Annotated in this window: 15 protein-coding genes; 10 read left to right on the forward strand and 5 right to left on the reverse strand. The window is 71.5% G+C overall.

Annotated features, from left to right (window positions below; translation table 11 throughout):
* The first annotated feature begins 237 nt into the window (after nt 1-237).
* The gene (locus tag PV364_RS17725; protein ID WP_319660983.1) at nt 238-2,064 is read left to right on the forward strand and encodes a thiamine pyrophosphate-requiring protein; all 1,827 of its coding nucleotides are present in this window, start codon (nt 238-240) and stop codon (nt 2,062-2,064) included.
* 184 nt (nt 2,065-2,248) lie between these two features.
* Here the strand turns inward: PV364_RS17725 and PV364_RS17730 are convergent, their stop codons facing one another.
* Complete coding sequence (locus PV364_RS17730) at nt 2,249-2,701, reverse strand: endonuclease (RefSeq protein ID WP_319660984.1); 453 nt, start codon at nt 2,699-2,701, stop codon at nt 2,249-2,251.
* 580 nt (nt 2,702-3,281) lie between these two features.
* On the opposite strand from PV364_RS17730, the gene uvrA reads away from it, so the two are divergent.
* Nucleotides 3,282-5,768, forward strand: a complete 2,487-nt coding sequence (gene uvrA / locus PV364_RS17735; RefSeq protein WP_319660985.1) for an excinuclease ABC subunit UvrA — start codon at nt 3,282-3,284, stop codon at nt 5,766-5,768.
* Nucleotides 5,769-6,645: 877 nt separating this feature from the next.
* On the forward strand, nt 6,646-7,212 hold the full coding sequence (locus PV364_RS17740) for a type 1 glutamine amidotransferase domain-containing protein (protein WP_319660986.1): 567 nt from the start codon (nt 6,646-6,648) through the stop codon (nt 7,210-7,212).
* 96 nt (nt 7,213-7,308) lie between these two features.
* Here PV364_RS17740 and PV364_RS17745 read toward each other — a convergent pair whose 3' ends face one another.
* The 3 genes from PV364_RS17745 to PV364_RS17755 all read right to left on the reverse strand — a co-directional run bounded on the left by PV364_RS17745 (nt 7,309) and on the right by PV364_RS17755 (nt 10,087).
* A complete protein-coding gene (locus PV364_RS17745; RefSeq protein ID WP_319661034.1) occupies nt 7,309-7,740 on the reverse strand; it encodes a PP2C family protein-serine/threonine phosphatase in 432 nt (143 codons plus the stop codon).
* Between the two features lie 182 nt (nt 7,741-7,922).
* On the reverse strand, nt 7,923-9,083 hold the full coding sequence (locus PV364_RS17750; RefSeq protein ID WP_319660987.1) for an ATP-binding protein: 1,161 nt from the start codon (nt 9,081-9,083) through the stop codon (nt 7,923-7,925).
* 38 nt (nt 9,084-9,121) lie between these two features.
* Entirely contained in the window at nt 9,122-10,087 is a 966-nt protein-coding gene (locus PV364_RS17755) for an AraC family transcriptional regulator (RefSeq protein ID WP_319660988.1), read from the reverse strand.
* Nucleotides 10,088-10,190: 103 nt separating this feature from the next.
* Here PV364_RS17755 and PV364_RS17760 point away from each other — a divergent pair, with 103 nt between their 5' ends.
* Nucleotides 10,191-10,895: an SDR family oxidoreductase gene (locus PV364_RS17760; protein WP_319660989.1), complete on the forward strand. Its 705-nt coding sequence runs from the start codon at nt 10,191-10,193 to the stop codon at nt 10,893-10,895.
* A gap of 569 nt (nt 10,896-11,464) precedes the next feature.
* A complete protein-coding gene (locus PV364_RS17765) occupies nt 11,465-14,371 on the forward strand; it encodes a S8 family serine peptidase (RefSeq protein ID WP_319660990.1) in 2,907 nt (968 codons plus the stop codon).
* A 128-nt stretch (nt 14,372-14,499) separates the two neighbouring features.
* Here PV364_RS17765 and PV364_RS17770 read toward each other — a convergent pair whose 3' ends face one another.
* Nucleotides 14,500-15,066: a class I SAM-dependent methyltransferase gene (locus PV364_RS17770; RefSeq protein WP_319660991.1), complete on the reverse strand. Its 567-nt coding sequence runs from the start codon at nt 15,064-15,066 to the stop codon at nt 14,500-14,502.
* 132 nt (nt 15,067-15,198) lie between these two features.
* On the opposite strand from PV364_RS17770, the gene PV364_RS17775 reads away from it, so the two are divergent.
* From PV364_RS17775 to PV364_RS17795, 5 genes are all read left to right on the forward strand, one after another.
* The gene (locus PV364_RS17775) at nt 15,199-16,437 is read left to right on the forward strand and encodes a sensor histidine kinase (protein ID WP_319660992.1); all 1,239 of its coding nucleotides are present in this window, start codon (nt 15,199-15,201) and stop codon (nt 16,435-16,437) included.
* The gene (locus PV364_RS17780; RefSeq protein WP_319660994.1) at nt 16,434-17,144 is read left to right on the forward strand and encodes a response regulator transcription factor; all 711 of its coding nucleotides are present in this window, start codon (nt 16,434-16,436) and stop codon (nt 17,142-17,144) included. The genes PV364_RS17775 and PV364_RS17780 overlap by 4 nt, the downstream gene beginning before the upstream one ends.
* A gap of 410 nt (nt 17,145-17,554) precedes the next feature.
* Nucleotides 17,555-18,496, forward strand: a complete 942-nt coding sequence (locus PV364_RS17785) for an ABC transporter permease (protein ID WP_415924572.1) — start codon at nt 17,555-17,557, stop codon at nt 18,494-18,496.
* Nucleotide 18,497: 1 nt separating this feature from the next.
* A complete protein-coding gene (locus tag PV364_RS17790; protein ID WP_319660996.1) occupies nt 18,498-19,415 on the forward strand; it encodes an ABC transporter permease in 918 nt (305 codons plus the stop codon).
* Complete coding sequence (locus tag PV364_RS17795) at nt 19,412-21,499, forward strand: ABC transporter ATP-binding protein (RefSeq protein WP_319660997.1); 2,088 nt, start codon at nt 19,412-19,414, stop codon at nt 21,497-21,499. Before PV364_RS17790 ends, PV364_RS17795 begins: the two co-directional genes overlap by 4 nt.
* The last annotated feature ends 9 nt before the right edge of the window (nt 21,500-21,508 follow it).

Below are 21,508 nucleotides of genomic sequence, written 5' to 3' on the forward strand. Positions count from 1 at the left end.
CGGTAGGCGGCGGAAGGCGGCATGCATGGCGCGAGGCTCGGGGGCCCCAGCGGACCGCGGGCCGGCGCGGACGCTGTCGGGTCCGAGCGCATGCCGTGCAAGCACGCCGACGGTCCGCGTGGCGTTCCCGCGGTGAGCCCAGCGGGCCCCGTCCGCGGTTGCCGCGGCGGGACGGCCGGCTGCCGGCCGCCGCGGCGGTCAGGAAAGCCGGACAGACAGACCAGAAAGGGAAACCCCGTGTCGATCAAGGTCTCGGACTTCGTCCTGCAGCGCCTGCGGGAGTGGGATGTGGAGCATGTCTTCGCCTATCCCGGTGACGGCATCAACGGGCTGCTCGCCGCCTGGGGCCGGGCGGATAACAAGCCGGTCTTCGTGCAGGCCCGGCACGAGGAGATGGCCGCCTTCCAGGCGGTCGGGTACGCCAAGTTCTCCGGCCGGGTGGGCGTCTGCGCGGCCACGTCCGGGCCCGGGGCCATCCACTTGCTCAACGGGCTCTACGACGCGAAGCTCGACCACGTTCCCGTGGTGGCGATCGTGGGCCAGACCAACCGCAGCGCCATGGGCGGCTCCTACCAGCAGGAAGTCGACCTGCACAGCCTCTTCAAGGACGTCGCGTCCGACTTCGTCGAGACGGTGACCGTCCCCGAGCAGCTGCCCAATGTCATCGACCGGGCGATGCGCACGGCCCAGGCCAAGCGCACGGTCACCGCGGTGATCATCCCGGCGGACGTCCAGGAACTCGACTACTCCCCTCCGCAGCACGCGTTCAAGATGGTGCCGTCCAGCCTCGGCATGTCCTCCTCCGCCCCCGTGCCGGACGACGCCGACCTGGCGCGGGCCGCCGAGGTGCTCAACGCCGGCGAGAAGGTCGCCGTCCTCGTGGGCCAGGGCGCGCGCGGAGCGCGGGCCGAGGTGGAGCAGTTGGCCGACACTCTGGGTGCCGGCGTGGCCAAGGCGCTGCTCGGCAAGGACGCCCTGTCCGACGAGCTGCCCTACGTGACGGGTGCCATCGGCCTGCTCGGCACCCGGCCGAGCTATGAGCTGATGCGGGACTGCGACACCTTGCTGGTGATCGGCTCCAGCTTCCCGTACTCGCAGTTCCTGCCGGAGTTCGGGAAGGCCCGGGCGGTGCAGATCGACATCGACCCGTTCATGATCGGCCTGCGCTACCCCTTCGAGGTCAACCTCGTCGGCGATGCCCGGCGCACCCTCGCACGGCTGCTGCCGATGCTGGAACGCAAGGAGCACGGCGACTGGCGGAAGAAGATCGAGAAGGACACGGCACGCTGGTGGGAGGTCATGCAGCGGCGCGCCGCCGTCGCGGCCGATCCGATCAACCCCGAGTACGTCGTGCACGCCCTGGACAGCCTGCTGCCGGACGACGTGATCCTGGCCGCCGACTCCGGCTCCGCGGCCAACTGGTACGCCCGCCACCTGCGGATGCGCGGCTCCATGCGCGGTTCCCTGTCCGGCACGCTGGCCACCATGGGGCCGGGCGTCCCGTATGTGATCGGCGCCAAGTTCGCCCAGCCGGACCGGCCCGCGATCGCCCTCGTCGGGGACGGCGCGATGCAGATGAACGGAATGGCCGAACTGATCACGGCAGCCAAGTACCACGAGGGATGGTCCGACCCGCGCATGGTCGTGGCCGTCCTCAACAACGGCGATCTCAACCAGGTCACCTGGGAGATGCGCGCCATGTCCGGCGCTCCGCAATTCCTGCCCTCCCAGTCCCTGCCGGACGTGGCCTACGCGGACTTCGCCCGCTCCATCGGGCTGGACGGCATCCGCGTGGAGAAGCCCGGCGACGTCGAGGGCGCCTGGCGGCAGGCACTGGCAGCGGACCGTCCGTTCGTCCTGGACTTCCGCACCGACCCCGCGGTGCCCCCGATCCCGCCGCACGCCACGCTGGACCAGATCGAGGCCGCGGCCGCTTCCGTCCTGAAGGGCGACTCCGACCGCACCGCCATGGTCCGGCAGGGCTTCAAGGCGAAGGTGCAGGAAATGCTCCCCGGCCACAAGCACCGGGAGCAGGACGAGCACGCGGACCGCGAAGGACGATGACCCCTTCCGTCGAGGTGCGCACTGTCGCGATCCCCGCCCACCACCGCGTTCGGGGGTGACGGCACTCCGGGCCGATAGCGGCGACGTCGGCCGTGGCGCACCACGCCCCGCATGGCCGCGCCCGGAGATACGGACAGGATGTCCCTGCGCCCCCTCGTTCAGCCGCGCGCCTCCGCCACCTCGTTCAGCCGCGCGCCTCCGCCACCTCGTCGACGCCCCGCCGGTCGAGTGCCGCCCGGACCAGTGCCGCCGCGAAGGCCGCGTGAGCCTCCCGGGGCACCAGTTCGGCCAGTGCCTCAGGCTGCTGGGGCAGGCCCAGTCCCCGCGCGCCGTCGATCGCCTTGCCGTCGAGCAGGGGACCCACCTCCGGCCATACGGACTGCACCTCGCGGAGGCAGATGTCGACCCCGACCGGGCCGAACTGCGGGATCCGGCGCAGGGCGCGGCGCAACTCGTCCGGGTCCCTGCCCGCCTCGTCCCGCAAGCGGCGCAGGTCTCCGCCGTAGCGGTCGAGTAGCCGTTGCGCGCCCTTGCCGACCCTTGCCGCGGTTGGTTCGTAGCGGCGGTAGTGGCCCTTGCCGAGCGCGTCCACCCGCTGCTGCCAGGTCGCCTCGTGCCTCCGGCGATAGTCCCGCATACCGGCCGCGAAGCGTTCGCGCGGCCGCGGTGGCAACCGAGGCCTTGGTCCTGGCGCTGAGGCAGACCGCCGCGAGAGCCTGACAGAGCGGCTGCGAGGTGATCTGTCGTGATGCCCGTGTCCTGGGCGTAGGTGGCCCCCGTGTATGGCCCTCGGCCTGGAAATGAGCCCCGACCGTTGCACGGTCCTTCGCCATGTACGGTGCAAACGCGCTCGCCAGAGCGTGCCCCTGGGCTTCCCTCCTGATGCATGCTTCACCTGTCTGTGCAGGCCAGTGGCAGTGCGCCTTGCAGGGTGGCGAAGACCGTTCACGGGTTCACTCGCCTTCCGGAAACACCTCGGCCTCCACCGGAGGGTCATTTCCGGGCTCCGACGGCCACACCCGGGCGGAGCACCACCTCAGCGCCGGAAGGGAAATGTCTTCCAGCACCTCGCCCTGACGGCAAGAGGCCCTGCCCCGCCTGGGGGTAGGGCCTCTTCGTCCCCGCCTCGATTCGGGATACTCCGGACGCTCGTGTGAGCGGCGCCTGGTGACGGCACCTGTCGCGCGGTCCCCGGCGCGATCAGGTAATCAGGAACGGTGAGCAAGGACGCGACCGACCCCTTCGTGCATGTCCGGGGCGCCAGTGAGAACAACCTGCGGAACATCGATGTCGACGTTCCGCGGGACGCGATGGTCGCCTTCACCGGCGTCTCCGGTTCGGGCAAGTCCTCGCTCGCGTTCGGCACGCTCTACGCGGAGGCCCAGCGACGCTACTTCGAGTCCGTAGCACCGTACGCCCGAAGGCTGTTGCAACAGGTCGGCGCACCGCACGTGCAGGAGATCACCGGACTGCCACCCGCCGTGGCCCTGCAGCAGCGACGCGGGTCCCCCAGCTCGCGTTCGACGGTCGGCACCATCACCACGCTGTCCAATCTGCTGCGCATGCTGTACTCCCGCGCCGGCACCTATCCGCCCCGGGCCGCACGGCTGGAAGCCGAGTCCTTCTCGCCCAACACCGCGGCCGGCGCCTGCCCGGAGTGCCACGGACTGGGCGTCGTGCACGATGTCGCCGAGGACCTGCTCGTCCCGGACCCCTCGCTGAGCATCCGCGAGGGGGCGATCGCCGCCTGGCCGGGCGCCTGGCAGGGCGCCAACCTGCGCAGTGTCGTGAGCGGCCTGGGAATCGACATCGACCGGCCGTGGCGCAAGCTCAGGAAGAAGGAACGGGACTGGCTGCTGTACACGGACGAGCAGCCCTCCGTGTACATCGAGCCGGAGGAGGACCGCGTCGACTACGGCTACCAGGGCAAGTTCTGGAGCGCCCGCAAGCACGTCATGCACGTCCTCGCCGACTCCAAGAGCGAGAAGATGCGCGAACGGGCGCTCCGATTCGTCAGAAGTGTGCCCTGCCCCGCGTGTCACGGCAGCGGACTGCGGCCCGAGGCGCTCGCCGTGACCTTCGCCGGACGTTCCATCGCCGAGATCAACGCGATACCGCTCACCGAGGTCGTGGCGCTGCTGCGGCCCGTCGCGGGGCGGTCCAAGGCCGACGCCACCACGTCGACCGCCCGATCCGGGGAGACGACCGAGGTCGCGGTCAGAATCTGCGGCGATCTGGTGGCGCGGGTCGACGTACTGCTCGACCTGGGCCTCGGATATCTCAGCCTCGGGCGCCGCTCGACGACCCTGTCGCCCGGCGAGGCGCAGCGCTTGCGGATCGCCACCCAGCTGCGCTCGGGGCTGTTCGGCGTCGTCTACGTCCTCGACGAACCCTCCGCGGGCCTGCACCCGGCTGACGCGGAACCGCTCCTGGACGTGCTGGACGGCCTCAAGGCGGCGGGCAACTCGCTGTTCGTCGTGGAGCACGACATGGACGTCGTACGGCGGGCGGACTGGGTGGTCGACATCGGCCCCGCCGCGGGCGAGGGCGGCGGACGCGTGCTGTACAGCGGTCCGGTCGCCGGTCTTGAACGGGTCGTGGAGTCGGCCACGAGCCGGTACCTGTTCGGGCGGGCCCTGCCGCTCGAACATCGTCCGCGCGCACCGCACGGCTGGCTGCACCTGCGTGGCGTCTCCCGCCACAATCTGCACGACGTGTCCGTCGACGTACCGCTCTGCGTGCTGACGGCGGTGACGGGCGTCTCCGGTTCCGGAAAATCGACGCTGGTGACGCAGGTGCTCGCCGAGGTCGTCCGCGGCCACCTCGGACTCGTACCCGAGGATCCCGACGAGGCGCAGTTGGAGGTCGACGTCCAGGACGCGTCGGGGGTCGAGTCGTTCGACCGGCTGGTCCGGGTCGACCAGCGGCCCATCGGCCGAACTCCCCGGTCCAACCTGGCCACGTACACGGGGATGTTCGACGCGGTGCGCAAGCTGTACGCGGCGACGGACGAGGCCAAGGCGCGCGGCTACTCGGCCGGTCGGTTCTCCTTCAACGTGCCCGAGGGGCGGTGCGAGACCTGCCAGGGCGAAGGATTCGTCGCGGTGGAACTGCTCTTCCTGCCCGGGACCTACGCGCCGTGCCCGACCTGCCAGGGCGCCCGGTACAACGCCGCAACGCTGGAAGTCACCTACCGGGGCAAGAACATCGCGGAAGTGCTGGCGCTGTCCGTCGACGCCGCCGCCGATTTCCTGTCCGCCGTCCCGGCCGCCTTCCGCAGTCTCGAGACGTTGCGCGAGGTGGGACTGGGGTACCTGCGACTGGGCCAGCCCGCGACGGAACTCAGCGGTGGTGAGGCGCAACGCATCAAACTGGCCACCGAACTGCAGCGGGCCCGCCCCGGGCACGCGCTCTACCTGCTCGACGAGCCGACGGTGGGACTGCACCCCTCGGACATTGCCCTGCTGCTGCGACAGCTGCACCGCCTCGTCGACGCCGGCAACACGGTCGTCCTCGTCGAGCACGACCTGGACACGATCGCCACCGCCGACTGGGTCATCGACCTCGGGCCGGGCGGCGGCGACGCGGGCGGGAAGGTGGTCGCGGAGGGCCCGCCGGCCAAGGTGGCGAGGGCCCGCCGCAGCGCCACCGCGCCCTATCTCGCGGCCCGGCTCGCGCGCTCGGACAACGGCGCGAGGGGCTGAGCACCGGCCGGCCGGGGTCGGGCCCCCCACACAGAGTCGACCCGTGGTACGTCGGGCCGAGAGCTGGTACAGCACCTGGCGAATGCCACGGCGTCGCCGCCGGGGACGGTGTGCGGCCCTACCCTGTCGGCGACGTCCAGGGTGCTCACGCCCCAGTAACGGAGCTTCTCCTCCCCCATCAGGTCGGTGAATCCCGCACGGGTCTCCCGGAGTGGCCACCGTCCCCGCCAGTGCCGTTCCGCACAGAGCCGCCACAGGCTGCCCTCGCAGGCGGCGAAGGCACCTTCCCGGTCAACCGCGAGGTGGGCGACGGGGCGTTCACGGCGGCCGGCGTCGTGCGCCGGGTGGCACTGGAAGTGCCCGACATCGACATGGGGCCGCACTGGTCCGGCGGTGTGGGCATCGCCTTCCTGCGGCACTGCGGGCGCTGCTCAACCTGGTCGACCTCCACATCATCGCCTTGTTACGCCCGGGCCGCGGCCCGGGCGTAACACCGTGCAGCCTCCAACGCGCGAACGGCCGTACGGCTGGCCGGGCCTTGCTCCGCACTTCATGCTGCCCTGCCGGGGGAATAGGGAGTGCCCTTTTCGGCCTGGGGTGCGGAGGCGCTCACCAGGGGGCTGTGGAAATCTCGACCGCGTAACGAGCCGATGGCGGCGCGGCCGGGAGTGAGCGACCCGTACGGTCCTCGGTGAGGAGACGAGAGGCATGCCCGTGATGGGTGCGTCGACCTTCGCCGGATTCTTCAGCGCCGCCGCGGACCTCGACCTGGACAGGAACGATCTGAAGCGGTGCGGCGACTTCGTCGAGGCTGGCCCCGGCGGATGTCCCTGCCGCTCGCGTCGCACAACCAGCGACTCGTGAAGGGAGCAATACCATGACACAGGAACTCCGGGGGATGCGGGTCGGGATTCTGGCCACCGACGGCGTCGAACGCGTCGAACTCGACCAGCCGCGCGGTGCGCTGCACGGCGCAGGGGCGAGGACCGAGATTGTCTCGCTCCACCCCGGCGAGATCCAGGCCCGCCAGTTCGACCTCAACGCGGCCGGAACCTTCCCTGTGGACCGCCTGGTCACCGACGCCTCCGTCGACGACTACCACGCCCTCCTCCTGCCCGGCGGCACCATGAACCCTGACCAACTGCGGATGGACCGCCACGCGGTGCAGTTCGTCAAGGACTTCATGGCCAGCGGGAAACCGGTCGCATCGATCTGCCACGGCCCATGGATCCTGGCGGAAGCCGACGCGGTGCGCGGCCGCCGCCTGACGTCCTGGCCCAGCATCCGCACCGACCTGCGCAACGCCGGCGCGGAGGTCGTCGCCGACCAGGAAGTGGTCGTCGACGGCCAGCTGGTCACCAGCCGCAGCCCGGCTGACCTGCCCGCCTTCTGCGCGGCCATCGTGGAGCAGTTCGCCCGAGTGCACCACCCGATGCCTGGCTGACCGGAGACCTGGTCGCAACCAGCGGGATCAGGCGGTGCCCCAGTAGGGGTGGGCCTGCCGGGCCCGCTCCACTCCCCACGGGCCATCAGGATGACCTCAGGTCGCCGGCAGGCCGGCGGTGTGCTGAACGGCCACTGTCGCAAGGTCGTCGCCCAGCGTCTTGCCGGTGTGGCTGTCCAGGTCCTGGTTGACCTGCTGCAGCAGGGTACGGGGACACTCCCAGGTCCACGTGGCGGCCCGGTCGAGGACCGGGTAGAAGCACCCGGTGGTGTTTTGGGCTTCGATGAGGCCGTCGGTGTAGAGCAACAGGGTGTCGCCCGCACCGAACGCAAAGGTGTCCATGTCGTAGTCGTCCGGCCTTGTCCCCGACAGTCCCAACGGCGGTGCGGGCCGGGAGGCGTGCAGGACGGTGACCCGGCCGTCGCGCCTCACCAGCGGGCCCGGGTGGCCGCAGCTGATGACCCGCAGGACACGGTCTTCGTCGGGGATCTCGACCAGGAGGGCGGTGACGAACCGCTCGCAGCCCAGCCCCCGGGTCGCTGTCGGCCACCTGGGTCAGGTGCCTGCGGATGCTGCCTTCCAGGGCGGCAGCCAGTTCGGGAAGGGAGCCGCGCCGGTGGGCGGCCTCCCGAAAGGCGCCCAGCAGCGCGGCGGCGTCCTCGATCGCCGACAGGCCCTTTCCCCGGCGCTCACGATGAGGAGTGCCACCATCACCAACGTGGCGAAGTGGATGAGCAGCGGGTGCGAGTGCAGCAGGCCGTCGGCCTGGTCGACGGCGATCGCCACGGCGCTGACGGCCAGGGTGACGCCGGCCGCGAACCGCCCGCCGCGGGCCTGGGCCCGATGAGCCGATCTCGCCAGCTCCGCCGCGGCTTCCGCATCGAACCCGATGGCGGCCTGTGCCCGGTGCACGGCCTGCCGCTGCACGGGCGACGCCGCGCGGTGGACAGCCGAGCGCACCAACGGGTGGCGGAACACCACCTGGTGCCGATGGACGGCAAGCCCTCGTCCTCGGCCGCGAGCGCCGCCGAGGACGTGATCCGCAGACGTGCGGCGGCCCGCCACAGCAGTGCGGCGTCGCCCAGGGGCTCCGCCGCGACCAGCAGAAGGAGGAGCCGGGTGGCAGGCGGAAGTGCGAGGACCCGATCACGGAAGCTGTCCTCGATCCGCCCGGGCAATGTCGCGGTACCCGGCGGACCGATGCCCCCCGCGAAGGCGACGGCCGGTACCGTCCGGGACAATTCGAGCAGTGCCAGCGGATTACCGCGGGCCTCGACCGCGATCCGCTCCGCCACCGCCTCGTCCAACGGCGCGTGCGGAGCCGATCCCAGCAATGCGCGCGCGTCACCCGGGCCGAGTCCGCTCACCACCACCTCCGGCAGTCCGCGAAACCCGTCGTCGGTGCGGCGAGTGGCGAAGGCGATGCCGAGGGGATCCGCACCGATACGGCGCGCCACGAACCCCAGCACCTCGGCCGAACCGGGGTCGAGCCACTGGGCGTCGTCGATCACGCAGATCAGCGCTCGGCGGGCCGCCGCCCGCGAGAGCAAGCCGAGGACGGCCAGCCCCAGCGTCAAAGGCTCCGGCGGCGCCCCGCCCCGCAGACCGAACGTCACCGCCAGCGCGTCCTGCTGCGGTGCGGGCAACCGCTCCCGTACGGAGAGCAGCGGCGAGCACACCTGCTGCAGCACGGCGAAGGGCAGGTCCGTCTCCGCCTCGACACCGCCGCTCTGCACCACCTGGAAGTTGCCCGCCGTCGCCACCGCCTGCTCGAGCAACGCGGACTTGCCGATGCCAGGCTCTCCGCGGACCACGAGCGCACCGGCCCCGGCCCGACCGGACCGCGTTCTTCCAGCGGTCCAACAACGCACGTTCGGCGTGCCGAAGTCCGCGGCTCGTGGTCCGGTGGTCAGACGGCCGCAGTGGCGTCGCCTGCCGGGAAGCGGCCGCCCTGGGTGCGAGCGGTCGTCCTGAACCTGCCCGGCGGCTGAGAGCGTGCACGGCGGAAGGCCCGGCTGAAGGCGTAGCCGGAGGAGTAGCCGACCGCGGCGGCGATCGCGTCGAGGCTGTCGTCGGTGTCGCGCAGGCGCCGGGCGGCGAGGTCCATGCGCCAGCGGGTGAGGTACGCGCCGGGCGATTCGCCGGTCGTGGCGGCGAAGCGGCGGTCCAGAGTGGCGCGCGAGACCCCGACCTCACGGGCGAGGGCGGCGGTGGTCCACGCTCTGGCGGGTTCCTCGTGGAGCCTGGTCACGGCGGCCGCCACCACCGGGTCGTCAAGGGCCCCGAGCCAGGAGGGTGCGGAGGTGCCCCCGGAGGCGAGCCAGGCCCGCAGCACGTGGACGAGCAGTACGTCCACCAGCCGGTCGAGGACCACACCGGTTGCCGCTCGCGGGGCGGCGAGTTCTCGACCCAGCAGGCGCACGGTGTCCTGGGCCAGGCCGTCCGGGTCGTCGCCCGCACGCAGGTGGACCACCGCGGGCAGCAGCGCGAGCACCTGCGTCGAGACGGTCCGGTCGTGATCGTAATCGGCGCACAGGATGCGGGAGCGCGGCGGTCCGGTGCCGATCGAAACGGTTCCGGATCCGGTGATGTGCCAGTCGTCGAACGTGCGGGGCCCCGTGCGGGCCACCGCCGCCGGGTCGCTGCCGAGCGCGTGCTCGGCCCCACCGGGCATGAGGACGACGTCGCCCGGCATCAACTGGAGGGGCGGGCCGTCGGGCAGGCCCACCCAGACCGTCCCCGCGGTGACCGCGTGAAGCGATGCGCGCGGCGTGGCGGACGACCACCACCAGCCCCAGTCCTCACCGGCCTCGATGCGCGCGCCGACGGCTCCGCGCACGTCCGACAGGGCCAGTACCTCGGCGAGCAGATCCATACAGACAGGCTACCCGGCGGACGGTCTGGTCTGAGACAAAGGGGTATGCAATTGCGTCGTGGAGCCATCGAACCACTCACCGCCCGCGCCATACGGTCAACCCATGAAGATTTCCGGAAGTACCGTACTGATCACCGGGGCCTCCCGTGGGCTCGGCCGTCACTTCGCCGAGCAGCTCCTCGCGCGCGGCGCCAAGGTGTACGCGACCGCACGCGACCCCGAGCGCGTGGACATCGCGGGCGCCGAGCGCCTGCGCCTCGACCTCCTCGACCCCGCCTCCGTGACCGCTGCGGCCGCGGCCGCGTCGGACGTCACGCTGCTGATCAACAACGCGGCCATCAGCCTCTACCAGAACCTCGTCACCGGTGACCTGGACAAGATCCGTCGCGAACTGGACACCTCCTTCTACGGCACCCTCTCGGTCGTGCGTGCCTTCGCGCCGGTGCTCGCCGCGAACGGCGGAGGCGCGATCCTGAACGTGCTCTCGCGCCTGTCGTGGCTCTCCTATCCCGGGGCCAACTCCTACGCGGTCGCCAAGGCGGCCGCGTGGAGCCTGACCAACGGTGTCCGCCTGGAGCTGGCGGAACAGGGCACCCAGGTCACCGGCCTGCTGATGAGTTCGACCGACACGGACATGATGAGCGGTTGGGACGTTCCGAAGAACGACCCCGCCGACGTCGTGCGCCAGGCCCTGGACGGACTCGAGGCCGGCGTGCTGGAAGTCCTCGCGGACGAGGACACCCGCTTGGCGAAGGCGGCGCTGAGCGCCGACCCGAGCGAGACCTACGGCGAACTTCTCGCACCGTGAGCAACCCCCCTCGCCCCGCGGGCGGGTAGGCCCTGTCACAGCCGGAGGCGGTGACGCGTCGCCGCCGGGCCGCCTCCGGCGCCGTCCGTGGTCCGTACGCCTGGATCACCGGAAAGACTCCCAGGCTTTCTCCGCATTCCTTCCGCCAGAGGACACACCGCCGGTTGTGTCCGGGCTTGCGCACCGCGGTCGCGCCGAGGAAGCGCACATTATCGGAACACACCGCAGGAAAAGCGGAAGAGGGGCAATGTCAGCTGCTGGTGGACCATCAGAACTCCCAACGCGGCACATACGCCGGAAATCCCCCGTACCGGTGGGTGAGCACACGGTGCGGTCGGAATCACAGCTCACGAGGGGTCATTGACGGCTGGTCAGCAGCGGACGAACCCAGTGAGCGGATTGTCATTCGGCCGTGATCTTGGTTTAACCGGGTGAGGGTTGAGTAGGACAGATATTCGTAACCTTCACCTCATGGGAGGAGACTCGTGGCCACGAGCGCGAGCCTTCGAAGACGACGCCGATTCACCGCGGCGTCGATAGTCACCATATTCGCCACCATATGCGCTGGCTTGGGGACCGCCGGGCCGGCCACAGCACAGCCCGCCAGTTCCCTGCCGGACCTGAGGCTGGGTCAGTACGACCACTCCCGGCCCACCCTCACCGGTGGTGGCGCACTGCACTCCCCCGCACAGCCCAAGGCCGTCAACGGGCAGTACGTCGTACGGCTGCGGGAGGCGCCCGTCACTTCGTACGCCGGCGGCGTCAAGGGCCTTGCGGCGACCAGGCCCGCGAACGGGCAGGAACTGCAGCCGCATTCGGTTGCGGCGGACAGGTACCGGCAGCACCTGGGCCAAGCGCAGCGGGACGTACTCGCCGACTTCGGTGTCCGGGCGCAGCAGACCTACACGACCGCCTTCAACGGCTTCGCCGCGAAGCTGAGTGACGCTCAGGCCGCGAAGCTGGCCAGGGACACCCGCGTTGCGGCCGTGACGCCGGCCCGTCTCGTCAAGGCCGACGCCGCGACCACAACCGCGCCGGAAGGGCAGGGTGCCGGACAGGCGGCGGCGAAGCCGGCAGCGGCGCAGAAGGCAGCGCAGACCAAGCCGGTCCACGGCTCCGACGTTGTCATCGGGGTGATCGACACCGGGATCTGGCCGGAGAGCGCTTCCTTCGCCGCCACGATGCCGCGCCCGGCAGGCTGGCACGGCACGTGCCAGACCGACGAGAACTTCCCCGCGACCGCCTGCAACGGCAAGATCGTCGGAGCCCGGTACTTCGCCGACGGCTGGCTCAGCGCCTACGGTTCGCTCCCCGAGGGTGAGGTCCTGTCCGCGCGCGACATGAACGGACACGGCACCCACACCGCGTCGACCGCGGCCGGCCTGCCCGTCAAGCACGCGATGGTGCTCGGGCACGACTACGGGGCGATCTCCGGGGTGGCGCCCGACGCGCGGATCGCCGTCTACAAGGCACTGTGGGGCGGCTCGGGTACGGACGCCGACATCGTCGCGGCGATCGACGCGGCGGTGGCCGACGGTGTCCAGGTGATCAACTACTCGATCGGCTCGTCGATGGGCGACTACCAGCCGAACAGCCCGATCGGGGACGCCTTCCTCAACGCGTACCTCGCCGGCGTCTTCGTCGCGGCCTCGGCGGGCAACGACGGCATGTCCGGAATGATCAGCAACGCCGAGCCGTGGGTGACCACGGTGGGCGCGACCGTTGAGCGGTCCCACGAGGCGACCGTCCGCCTCGGCGACGGCTCCCGCATCGTCGGCACGTCGATGGACCGGCTGCCGTCGGACCGCCGCACGCCGATCGTCTTCGCCGACCAGGCCGGATCGCTCGACGACGGCGCACAGTTCTGCTGGCCCGGGAGCCTCGACCCCGCCAAGGTCAAGGGCAAGATCGTCGCCTGCGACTTCATCGACTCGGTGGCCGCGGTCGCCGCGGTGAAGGACGCCGGTGGTGTCGGAGTGGTGCTCTTCCAGTCGACCGGCAACGTGCGGCTGAACGTCATCTACGACTTCCCGACCGTCTACCTGTGGAGCGACGAGCAGGCGGGCAAGCTCTTCAACTACCTGTGGGCGCACCGTAGCGACGGAACCGCGTCGCTGGTGACGGGCGGCGACGGCAGCAGCCTCGTGGGGCTGCCGAGCGTGGCCGGCCTCTCGTCCTACGGGCCCGACCAGGTGCACACCGGACTGCAGAAGCCCGACCTGGTCGCGGACGGGATCGACGTGGTGGCGGCAGTTTCGCCCGTCTCCGGCGGACGGCTGTTCGACGCGTATTCGGGCACGTCCATGGCGGCCCCCCACGTGGCCGGCATGGCCGCGGTGCTGCGTGCCCGGCACGCGAAGTGGTCGCCCGGCGCGACCGCGTCGGCGCTGCGTACCAGCGCCACCGACACCCGGGGCACGACCAGTCCGCTGCGCCAGGGCTCCGGTCTGCCCCGCCCGGCGTCCGCCGACGACCCCGGACTGGTGATCGAGCCCTCCGCCGCCGAGCTCAAGGCCTTCGCGGCCGCGGCGAACCCGGACGGCAAGGAGATCAACCTCCCGTCGATCGCGCTGCGCGAGTACGACGGGACGAAGCCGGTCCGGCTCGTGCGGCGACTGACCAACGTCGGCACGCGCACCGAGACGTACACGGCGCGCGTCGACGGGCTCACCGGGATGAAGGTGACGGTCACCCCGCGCACGTTCTCGGTGAAGCCCGGCGCCACCAAGACGGTGACCATCACGCTCGAGCGCGGCACCGCCACCTGGGACCGCTACGCCACCGGCTCGCTCACCTTCAGCAGCGCCAAGCACCGGGTGCGGCTGACCGTCGCGGGGCGGCCGTGGGGTTTCACACCGCGGCCGTACGACGACACGGGCATAGAGTTCGGTCGCACCGGTGGGCAGGGCCAGGGGTTCCTCGAGCCCGGCTTCACCGGACCGCTCGCCGGGCGCACCACCGGGTACACGCCGGTGGCCTGGAAGGACAAGAAGCTCACGACCTCCGTCAGCGGGGGTGTCTTCTCCCCCGGCGGGGTGGGCACACAGGCTACGAAGATCGTGGTGCCGCGTGGCACGGCGGGACTGATCGTGCAGACCGCCTCGGACGACCCCGACACGAACCTCGACCTCTACCTCTACAAGGACGGCAAACGGGTCGATCGGAGCTGGGCATCCTGGCACAGCAATGAGCGCAGTGTCCGGTTCTTCCCGGAACCGGGCGTCTACACCGCCTATGTGCACGCCCAGACGGCGGCCTCCTCGGACGTCCCCTACCAGCTCGGGGTGACCGTCGTCCCCGAGCAGGCTGACCGGCACAACGCCACGTTGACAACGCCGGCGAGTGTGCAGCGCGGCGGAAGCGCTCAGGTGACACTGAACCCGGTGGGCCCGCAGCCCGACGTCGAGCAGTGGGCGTACACCGAATTCCGCACCGGCCGAACCACGGTACCCGGCCTGCTGATCAGCTCCCGCTGAGCCGCCGGACCAGTCGGCTGATCCGGTCCCGCTGAGCCGGAGGCCGGCCTCCCCGAAGGAGGCCGGCCTCCACAGCGGGGCCGGGGCAGACTCCTCGGGTTCTCACTGCCGCGCCGGCCGGTCCGCGATCACGGCTTCCGGGTGGCCCGGTACACGAAGGCGGGCGGAAGGTTCGGCCACACCACCGTCGAGCGCTCCAACCGGTCGAAACGGCGGGCCAGTTCGGCGGCGAAGTGCCGTGCCGGCGGAGTCCGGGCCGCGTGCAGATACGCGAAGGTGGTGAACCGCCCGGCGGGTGCGAGGACTTCGGTCACGGCGTCCAGGATGTGCCCGCGGCGTTCCCGCGGCATGACCGTCCACGGCAGCCCGGACACCACCGCATCGACCGGCTCGCCCACCGCGGTGGCCAGCTCGGCCGCCGATCCGCGTACCACCGTCAGCCGCGCGTCCCGCCGGCTTGCCGCCAGCCGTGCCGCGAGCGCCGGGTTGAGCTCGACCGCGACGAGGCGTGCGCCGGGCGCGAGCCGGGCGAGGATCGCATCGGTGAACACCCCCGTCCCCGGGCCGAGCTCCACGACGAGCCCGGCCCTCTCCAGACCGATGTCCTCGGTCATCGCACACGCCAGCCGCCGGGAACTGGCGGCTACCGCGCCGGTCGTGAGGGGCCGTCTGAGGAACTCGCTGGTGATCGACATGGCGGCCATGCTGGAAGCGCCCCGAGGAGCCGCACATCGTGTTCCCGGCCGGTGCGTGTACGACCACGGGAGGACCCCAAGGCGCCCCGCAGGACGATGTGAGGCGGCGGGCCCCGACCGTAGCGTGAGGCGGTGCACTGGCTGATCGAGACCCTGCCCCGCCTGCGCCGCGGCCACCCGTGGCTGGCGGACCTGCTGCTGGTCGTGCTGGTGGCCATGCCCCCGGTGATCCATCCGCAGCCGGGCTGGCGGCCGGTCTGGGTGCAGACGGGCGTCTACATGGCCCTGGTGCTGCCCCTGCTGGCGCGCCGACGTCGGCCAGTGCTCGTCGCGGCCCTGGTGACGTCGGCGTTCTGGGCGCAGAACCTCGGCCAGGTGTGGGGACAGGAATCGGGACGCGGCGCCGTCGCCCTGGCCGCGGTCCTGGCCACCCTCACGGTGCGTGGCCTGCGCCGGTCCGCGGCGACGGTGGTCTGTGCCACCGTCCTGGTACTGCTGTGGATTCCCGCATGGCAACGCGAGCCGGTGGGCCCGGGCGCTCGTGCTGCCTGGCTCACCCCGCTCACGGTGGGGCTTCTGCTGGCCGCTGCCTGGGTGTTCGGCGAATACGTCCGCGCTCGGCGGGCCTACGTCGCCGAGTTCGAGCGGCGGGCCGCGCTCGCCGAGTCGGAGCGCCTCGCGCTGGCCCGGGTCGCCGTCGCCGAGGAGCGGGCGCGCATCGCCCGCGAGATCCACGATGTACTGGCGCACAGTATGAGCGTCATGGTGCTGAACGCCGAGGGCGGCCGGCTGATGCGGCATGTCGACCCCGCTGTCGTGGACCGCACCCTTGGCGTCATCAGCACGACCGGCCGTGAGGCCCTGGGCGAACTGCGCCGACTGCTGGAGGTACTGCGCACGCCCGGCACCGAGGCCGGTGGGGCCGCCGAGTCCCTGTCGGACGATCTGCGGCGCCTGGTCGGCCGCCTCAACACGAGCGGCAGGCACGCGCTCCTGGAACTTCGTGGAGACGGAGCCGGCCTTCCCGCCGATCTCACCGTGCAGACGTACCGCATCGTGCAGGAGGCGCTCACCAACGCCGTGAAGCACGCGCCGCCGGACGCCACGATCCGCGTACGGGTCGACACCGGTACCCAGGGGCCCGGGCGGCTGGTCCGCGTCCGGGTGGAGAACTCGGCGGGAGCCGGAAGGGGAACCACCGCCGAGCGCCCCGCCCCGCTGCTCTCCTCCGGTCGCGGACTGGCCGGCATGCGCGAACGCACCGCGCTGTACGGCGGAAGGGTCGACGCCGGTCCCACACCCGACGGCGGCTACAGGGTCGCCGCCACCCTGCGCCCCACCGAGCCCGAGCCCACCGCGGAGACCGCATGACCGGCCCGACCCTGACGCCGACTCCCGCTCCGTCGTCGTCCCGCGTGCTGATCTGCGACGACCAGGAGCTGATCCGGATGGGGCTGCGGATGGTCATCGACAGCCAGCCCGATCTCACCGTGGTGGGCGAAGCCGCCGACGGCGACGCGGCGATCGCGGGCGTGGCCGCCCTGGAGCCGGACCTCGTCCTGATGGACGTCCGCATGCCCGGTCGGGACGGCCTCGCGGCGACGGAACATCTCTGCGCGCAGCCCCAGGGGCCCCGGATCCTCGTCGTCACCACCTTCGACCTCGACGAGTACGCTTACGCGGCCCTGCGTGCCGGCGCGAGCGGATTCCTCGTCAAGGACGCCCCCGCCGAGGAGATCCTGGTGACCGTCCGTGCGGTGCTGCGCGGAGAGGTCATGGTGGCGCCCTCGCTGACCCGGCGTCTGGTGGAGCGCTTCGTCCTGCACACGCCCGCGTCCGCGCCCGCCCAGCGCGGCCGTCTGTCGGCTCTCACCGAACGGGAACGGGACGTCCTCGCCCTGGCCGCCCGGGGACTGGCCAACGGCGAGATCGCGGACAGCCTCTTCATCGGGGAGACGACCGTCAAGACCCACCTCGGCCGGGTCCTGACGAAGCTCGGCCTCCGCGACCGGATCCATGCGGTGATCTTCGCCTACGAGAGCGGTCTGGTACGGGTCGGGGACGAGTCCGTGCGCTGAAGGGTGCGACTCGGCAGGCGCGGGTTGCCGGGGGCTGAGGATCCGGCCCCCGGACGGTGGGTGGGCATCCGGGCCGGCAGTGCGGGGCTGCCTGCCGTGGGCGGCCCGTTCATGACGCCGGCGTTGCATTCGTATGGCAGACGCCTGGGAAGTCTGGTGGCGAACGCGATCACGACTCCAGACTCTTCTGTTGTCGGTCCCCGATCAGGAAGCGACAGGTCCGGACACCGGCGCACCGTCGTGCCGGACCGCGTACGCGCACTTCACCATGTCAGAAAGCAGCGCCAGCATGCCCAGAACCGGCACACCCCCGCCGGCCCCCGCACCGTCACCGCCGCCACATCCCCCATCCGCAGGGAGGCACGCTCGTGCTCCGTCACCTGATCGGCAAGGCCGCCGGATGGCTCGCCATGATCGTGATCGCCACGAACGTGACGTACGTGCTGGCCGCGTGGTTCCTCGACCCCAGGTCCAACTACCGGGGACTGCCCCCGGTCCGTACGGAGGAGCAGATCGACCGTGCCCTGGCACCGTACGGCCTGGATCCGCGGGTCCCGCTGGCGGATCGGTGGTGGCACTGGTTCAGCGACGTGGTCCTCCATTTCGACTGGGGGAAGTCACCGGTCGGTGTGTCGGTGAACTCGGAGATCGGTTTCCGCGCCCTGGTCAGCGGCCAGTTGGTCACCGCCGCGACGCTCCTGTCCGTGGTGCTGGGTGTGGCGCTCAGTGTGTTCGGCGCGTCCCGGCAGTACGGCTGGTGGGACCGGATCACCCAGTTCGCCTCCGTGTTCCTGTTCAACGTCCCGGCGGCGGTCGCCGCCCTGGCGGTGGTCCTGGCCGGGATCTGGCTGAACCAGCACCTCGGGTGGCGCTTCCTGTACGTCGCCGGGGAGAAGTCCCCGACCGTCAGCGGGCTGTGGCCGACGGTCGCCGACCGGTTCCAGCACCTGATCCTGCCGACGGCGAGCCTGACCCTGCTGGGCTACGTCGGCTACCACCTGACCCAGCGTTCGCTGCTGCTGGACAGCGTGAACGCGGACTTCGTACGCACCGCGCGCGCCACCGGCCTGACGCGTGCCCAGGCGATCCGGCGGCACGCACTTCGCGCCTCGCTCATCCCGACGGCCACGTCGGTGGCGTTCGGCATCCCGGCGATCTTCACCGGCGCGGTGATCACCGAGACCGTCTTCGGGTGGAACGGCATGGGTCAGTACTTCATCCAGACACTCGCCAAGAACGACGTGCACGGCGCCGTCGCCGTGGCGGCCTTCGGCGCGGCGATGACCGCGGTCGGGGCGATCCTGGCCGATGTCGCGGTCGTCCTCCTCGACCCGCGGGTACGGGTGAGCTGAGATGGCGACCACGGTGACTCCCCTGCCCGGGCCGCTCGACGACGCCGCCGCGCTCCGGCTCGGCAGCGGACTGCTGTACCTGCGGCGGTTCGCCCGCAATCGCGGAGCCCTGCTCGGGGTGGCGCTCTTCGCGCTCCTGGTGTTCTTCACGGTGTTCGGGGGCCTGTGCACGCGCTTCGCGTACACCGACACCGACTTCACGGCGCTCACCCAGCCCCCCAGCGCGACGCACTACTTCGGCACCAACCAGGGTGGCAACGATGTCTACGCGGAGGCCGTGCACGGCCTGCGGCGCTCCCTGGCGATCGCGGTCAGCGTCTCGGTGCTGACGATCGTGCTCGCCGCCGTGATCGGCGCGGGCGCGGCCTACTTCGGCGGGCGCGTCGAGAAGCTGACCCTCACGGTCATCCACTTTCTGCTCGTCGTGCCGTCGTTCCTGATCCTGGCCCTGGTCTCGCACCACCTCGCCGGCGACTGGCGCGTGCTCATCCTGGTGCTGACGGTGTTCGGCTGGATGTCGACGGCGCGGGTCATCTGGGCGGTCTCCACCTCCCTGCGGGAGCGGGACTACGTGCTGGCCGCCGAGTTCATGGGCGTGCGGCCGTGGCGGATCGTCCTGCGGCACATCATCCCCAACCTCGGTTCCCTGCTCATCGTCAACCTGACCCTCGGAGTCGTCGCCACCGTGCTCAGCGAAACCGCCCTGTCCTTCCTCGGCTTCGGGGTCCAGACGCCGGACGTGTCACTGGGCACCATGCTCGCCGACGGCGCGGGGACCATCACCAGCGCTCCTTGGCTGTTCGGCTACCCGGCCGGCCTGGTGGTGCTGCTGACGGTGTCGATGACCCTCATCGGCGACGGCCTGCGCGACGCCCTCGACCCCACGTCGGCCACCGGGGCCCCGGGAGGTCGGCGATGACGTTCACCACCCCCCGGACACATCCCGCCACGGCGTCCGGCACCACGGCACCGGTGCTGTCGGTGCGGGACCTGCACATCTCCTTCCCCTCCGAGGCCGGTCCGGTCCCGGCCGTGCGCGGAGTCAGCTTCGACGTTCTGCCCGGGCGGACCCTCGGCATCGTCGGCGAGTCGGGGTCGGGCAAGTCCGCCACCGCGATGGGCGTCATGGGCCTGCTGCCGGAGACCGCCCGGGTGTCGGGGCAGGTGCTGCTCGGCGGCCGTGACCTGGTGGGACTGAACGACCGGCAGCTGTCCGCGGTGCGCGGCAAGGACATCGGGATGGTCTTCCAGGACCCGCTGTCCGCGCTGACCCCGATCTTCTCGGTGGGCAGGCTGCTGTCCGACGCACTGCGGGTGCACCAGCGCCTGACGAGGCAGGCCGCGTGGAACCGGGCGGTCGAACTGCTGGACCTGGTCGGCATCCCCGAACCGCACCGCAGGGCACGGTCGTTCCCGCACGAGTTCTCCGGCGGCATGCGCCAGCGCGTCGTGATCGCGCTGGCCATGGCGAACTCGCCCTCGGTCATCATCGCCGACGAACCCACCACCGCCCTCGACGTGACCGTGCAGGCGCAGATTCTCGGCGTGCTGCGCACCGCGCAGGCCGAGACGGGTGCGGCTGTCGTGCTCATCACCCACGACCTGGGGGTGGTGGCCGGTTACGCCGACGAGGTCGCGGTGATGTACGCCGGCCGGATCGTGGAACAGGCCGCGGCCGAGGAGCTGTACGGCCGCCCCACCATGCCCTACACGATCGGGCTGCTGGGCGCCGTGCCCCGGCCCGACGTCCGGGCGGACCGGCCCCTCGTGCCGATCGTCGGCGAGCCCCCGTCGCTGGTGCGGCTGCCGGCCGGTTGCCCGTTCGCGGACCGCTGCCCCGCCGCGGTCGACCGTTGCCGCGCGGAGGAGCCCGCACTGGCCCCGGTCGCCGGGCACGGGCAGGTGGCCTGCCTGCGCGCCGGCGAGCTGGCCGACGGCCGCCTGGCGAGGGAGTCGCTCTTCCCGGCCGCCGCGGACGGCGGGGAGAGGACCGCCGGCTCCCACGGTGAGGTGGTGCTCCGCGTCTCCGGCCTGGCCAAGACGTTTCCCGTCACCACAGGCGCGTTCCTCAGGCGCCGCGTCGGCACGCTGCACGCTGTCGTCGATGTCGGCTTCGAACTGCGGGCGGGCCGGACCCTGGGCCTGGTGGGCGAGTCCGGCAGCGGCAAGACCACCACCCTGCTGGAGATCCTGCGCCTCAAGGGGCCCGATCGCGGGCTGATCGAGGTCGATGGCACGAACGTGGCCGAGCCGGGCTCCGCCGAGCGGGCGCGGGAGCTGCGCCGCGCGGTGCAGATCGTCATGCAGGACCCCTTGGGCTCCCTCGACCCCCGGCTCCCGGTCTTCGACCTGCTGGCCGAGCCTTTGCAGGCGGTGGGCGCGGGCCGTGCGGAGATCCGCGCACGCGTGGCCGAACTCCTCGACCTGGTCGGGCTGGAGGCGTCGGTGTCCGACCGCTTCCCGGCCGCTCTGTCCGGTGGGCAGCGCCAGCGGGTCGGCATCGCCCGCGCGCTGGCGACCGAGCCGCGCATCGTGGTGCTCGACGAGCCGGTGTCCGCGCTGGACGTCTCCGTGCAGGCCGGGATCGTCAACCTGCTCGCGAAACTCCAGCGCGGACTGGGCCTGGCCTACCTGATCGTCGCGCACGACCTCGCGGTGATGCGGCACGTGGCCGACCGCATCGCGGTCATGTACCTCGGCCACATCGTCGAGACAGCCGCCACCGAGGACCTCTTCGCCGACCCCAGGCACCCGTACACCGAGGCCCTGCTCTCCGCGATCCCGGTTCCCGACCCACGGGTCGAGCGCTCACGGGAGCACATCGTGCTGCAGGGCGAGCAGCCGAACGCGTCTGACCTGCCGCCGGGCTGCGTCTTCGTCGGCCGCTGTCCGCTGTACCGGTCGCTCGACGAGGCGATGCGGGAACGCTGCCGCACCGAACGGCCCGCCCTGGCCGCGGCGGCACCCGGTTCCGGCCACCGGCACGCCTGCCACGCCCGCTGAATCAAGGCC

This window comes from Streptomyces sp. MI02-7b (assembly GCF_033793585.1).
Taxonomy (GTDB): Bacteria; Actinomycetota; Actinomycetes; order Streptomycetales; family Streptomycetaceae; genus Actinacidiphila.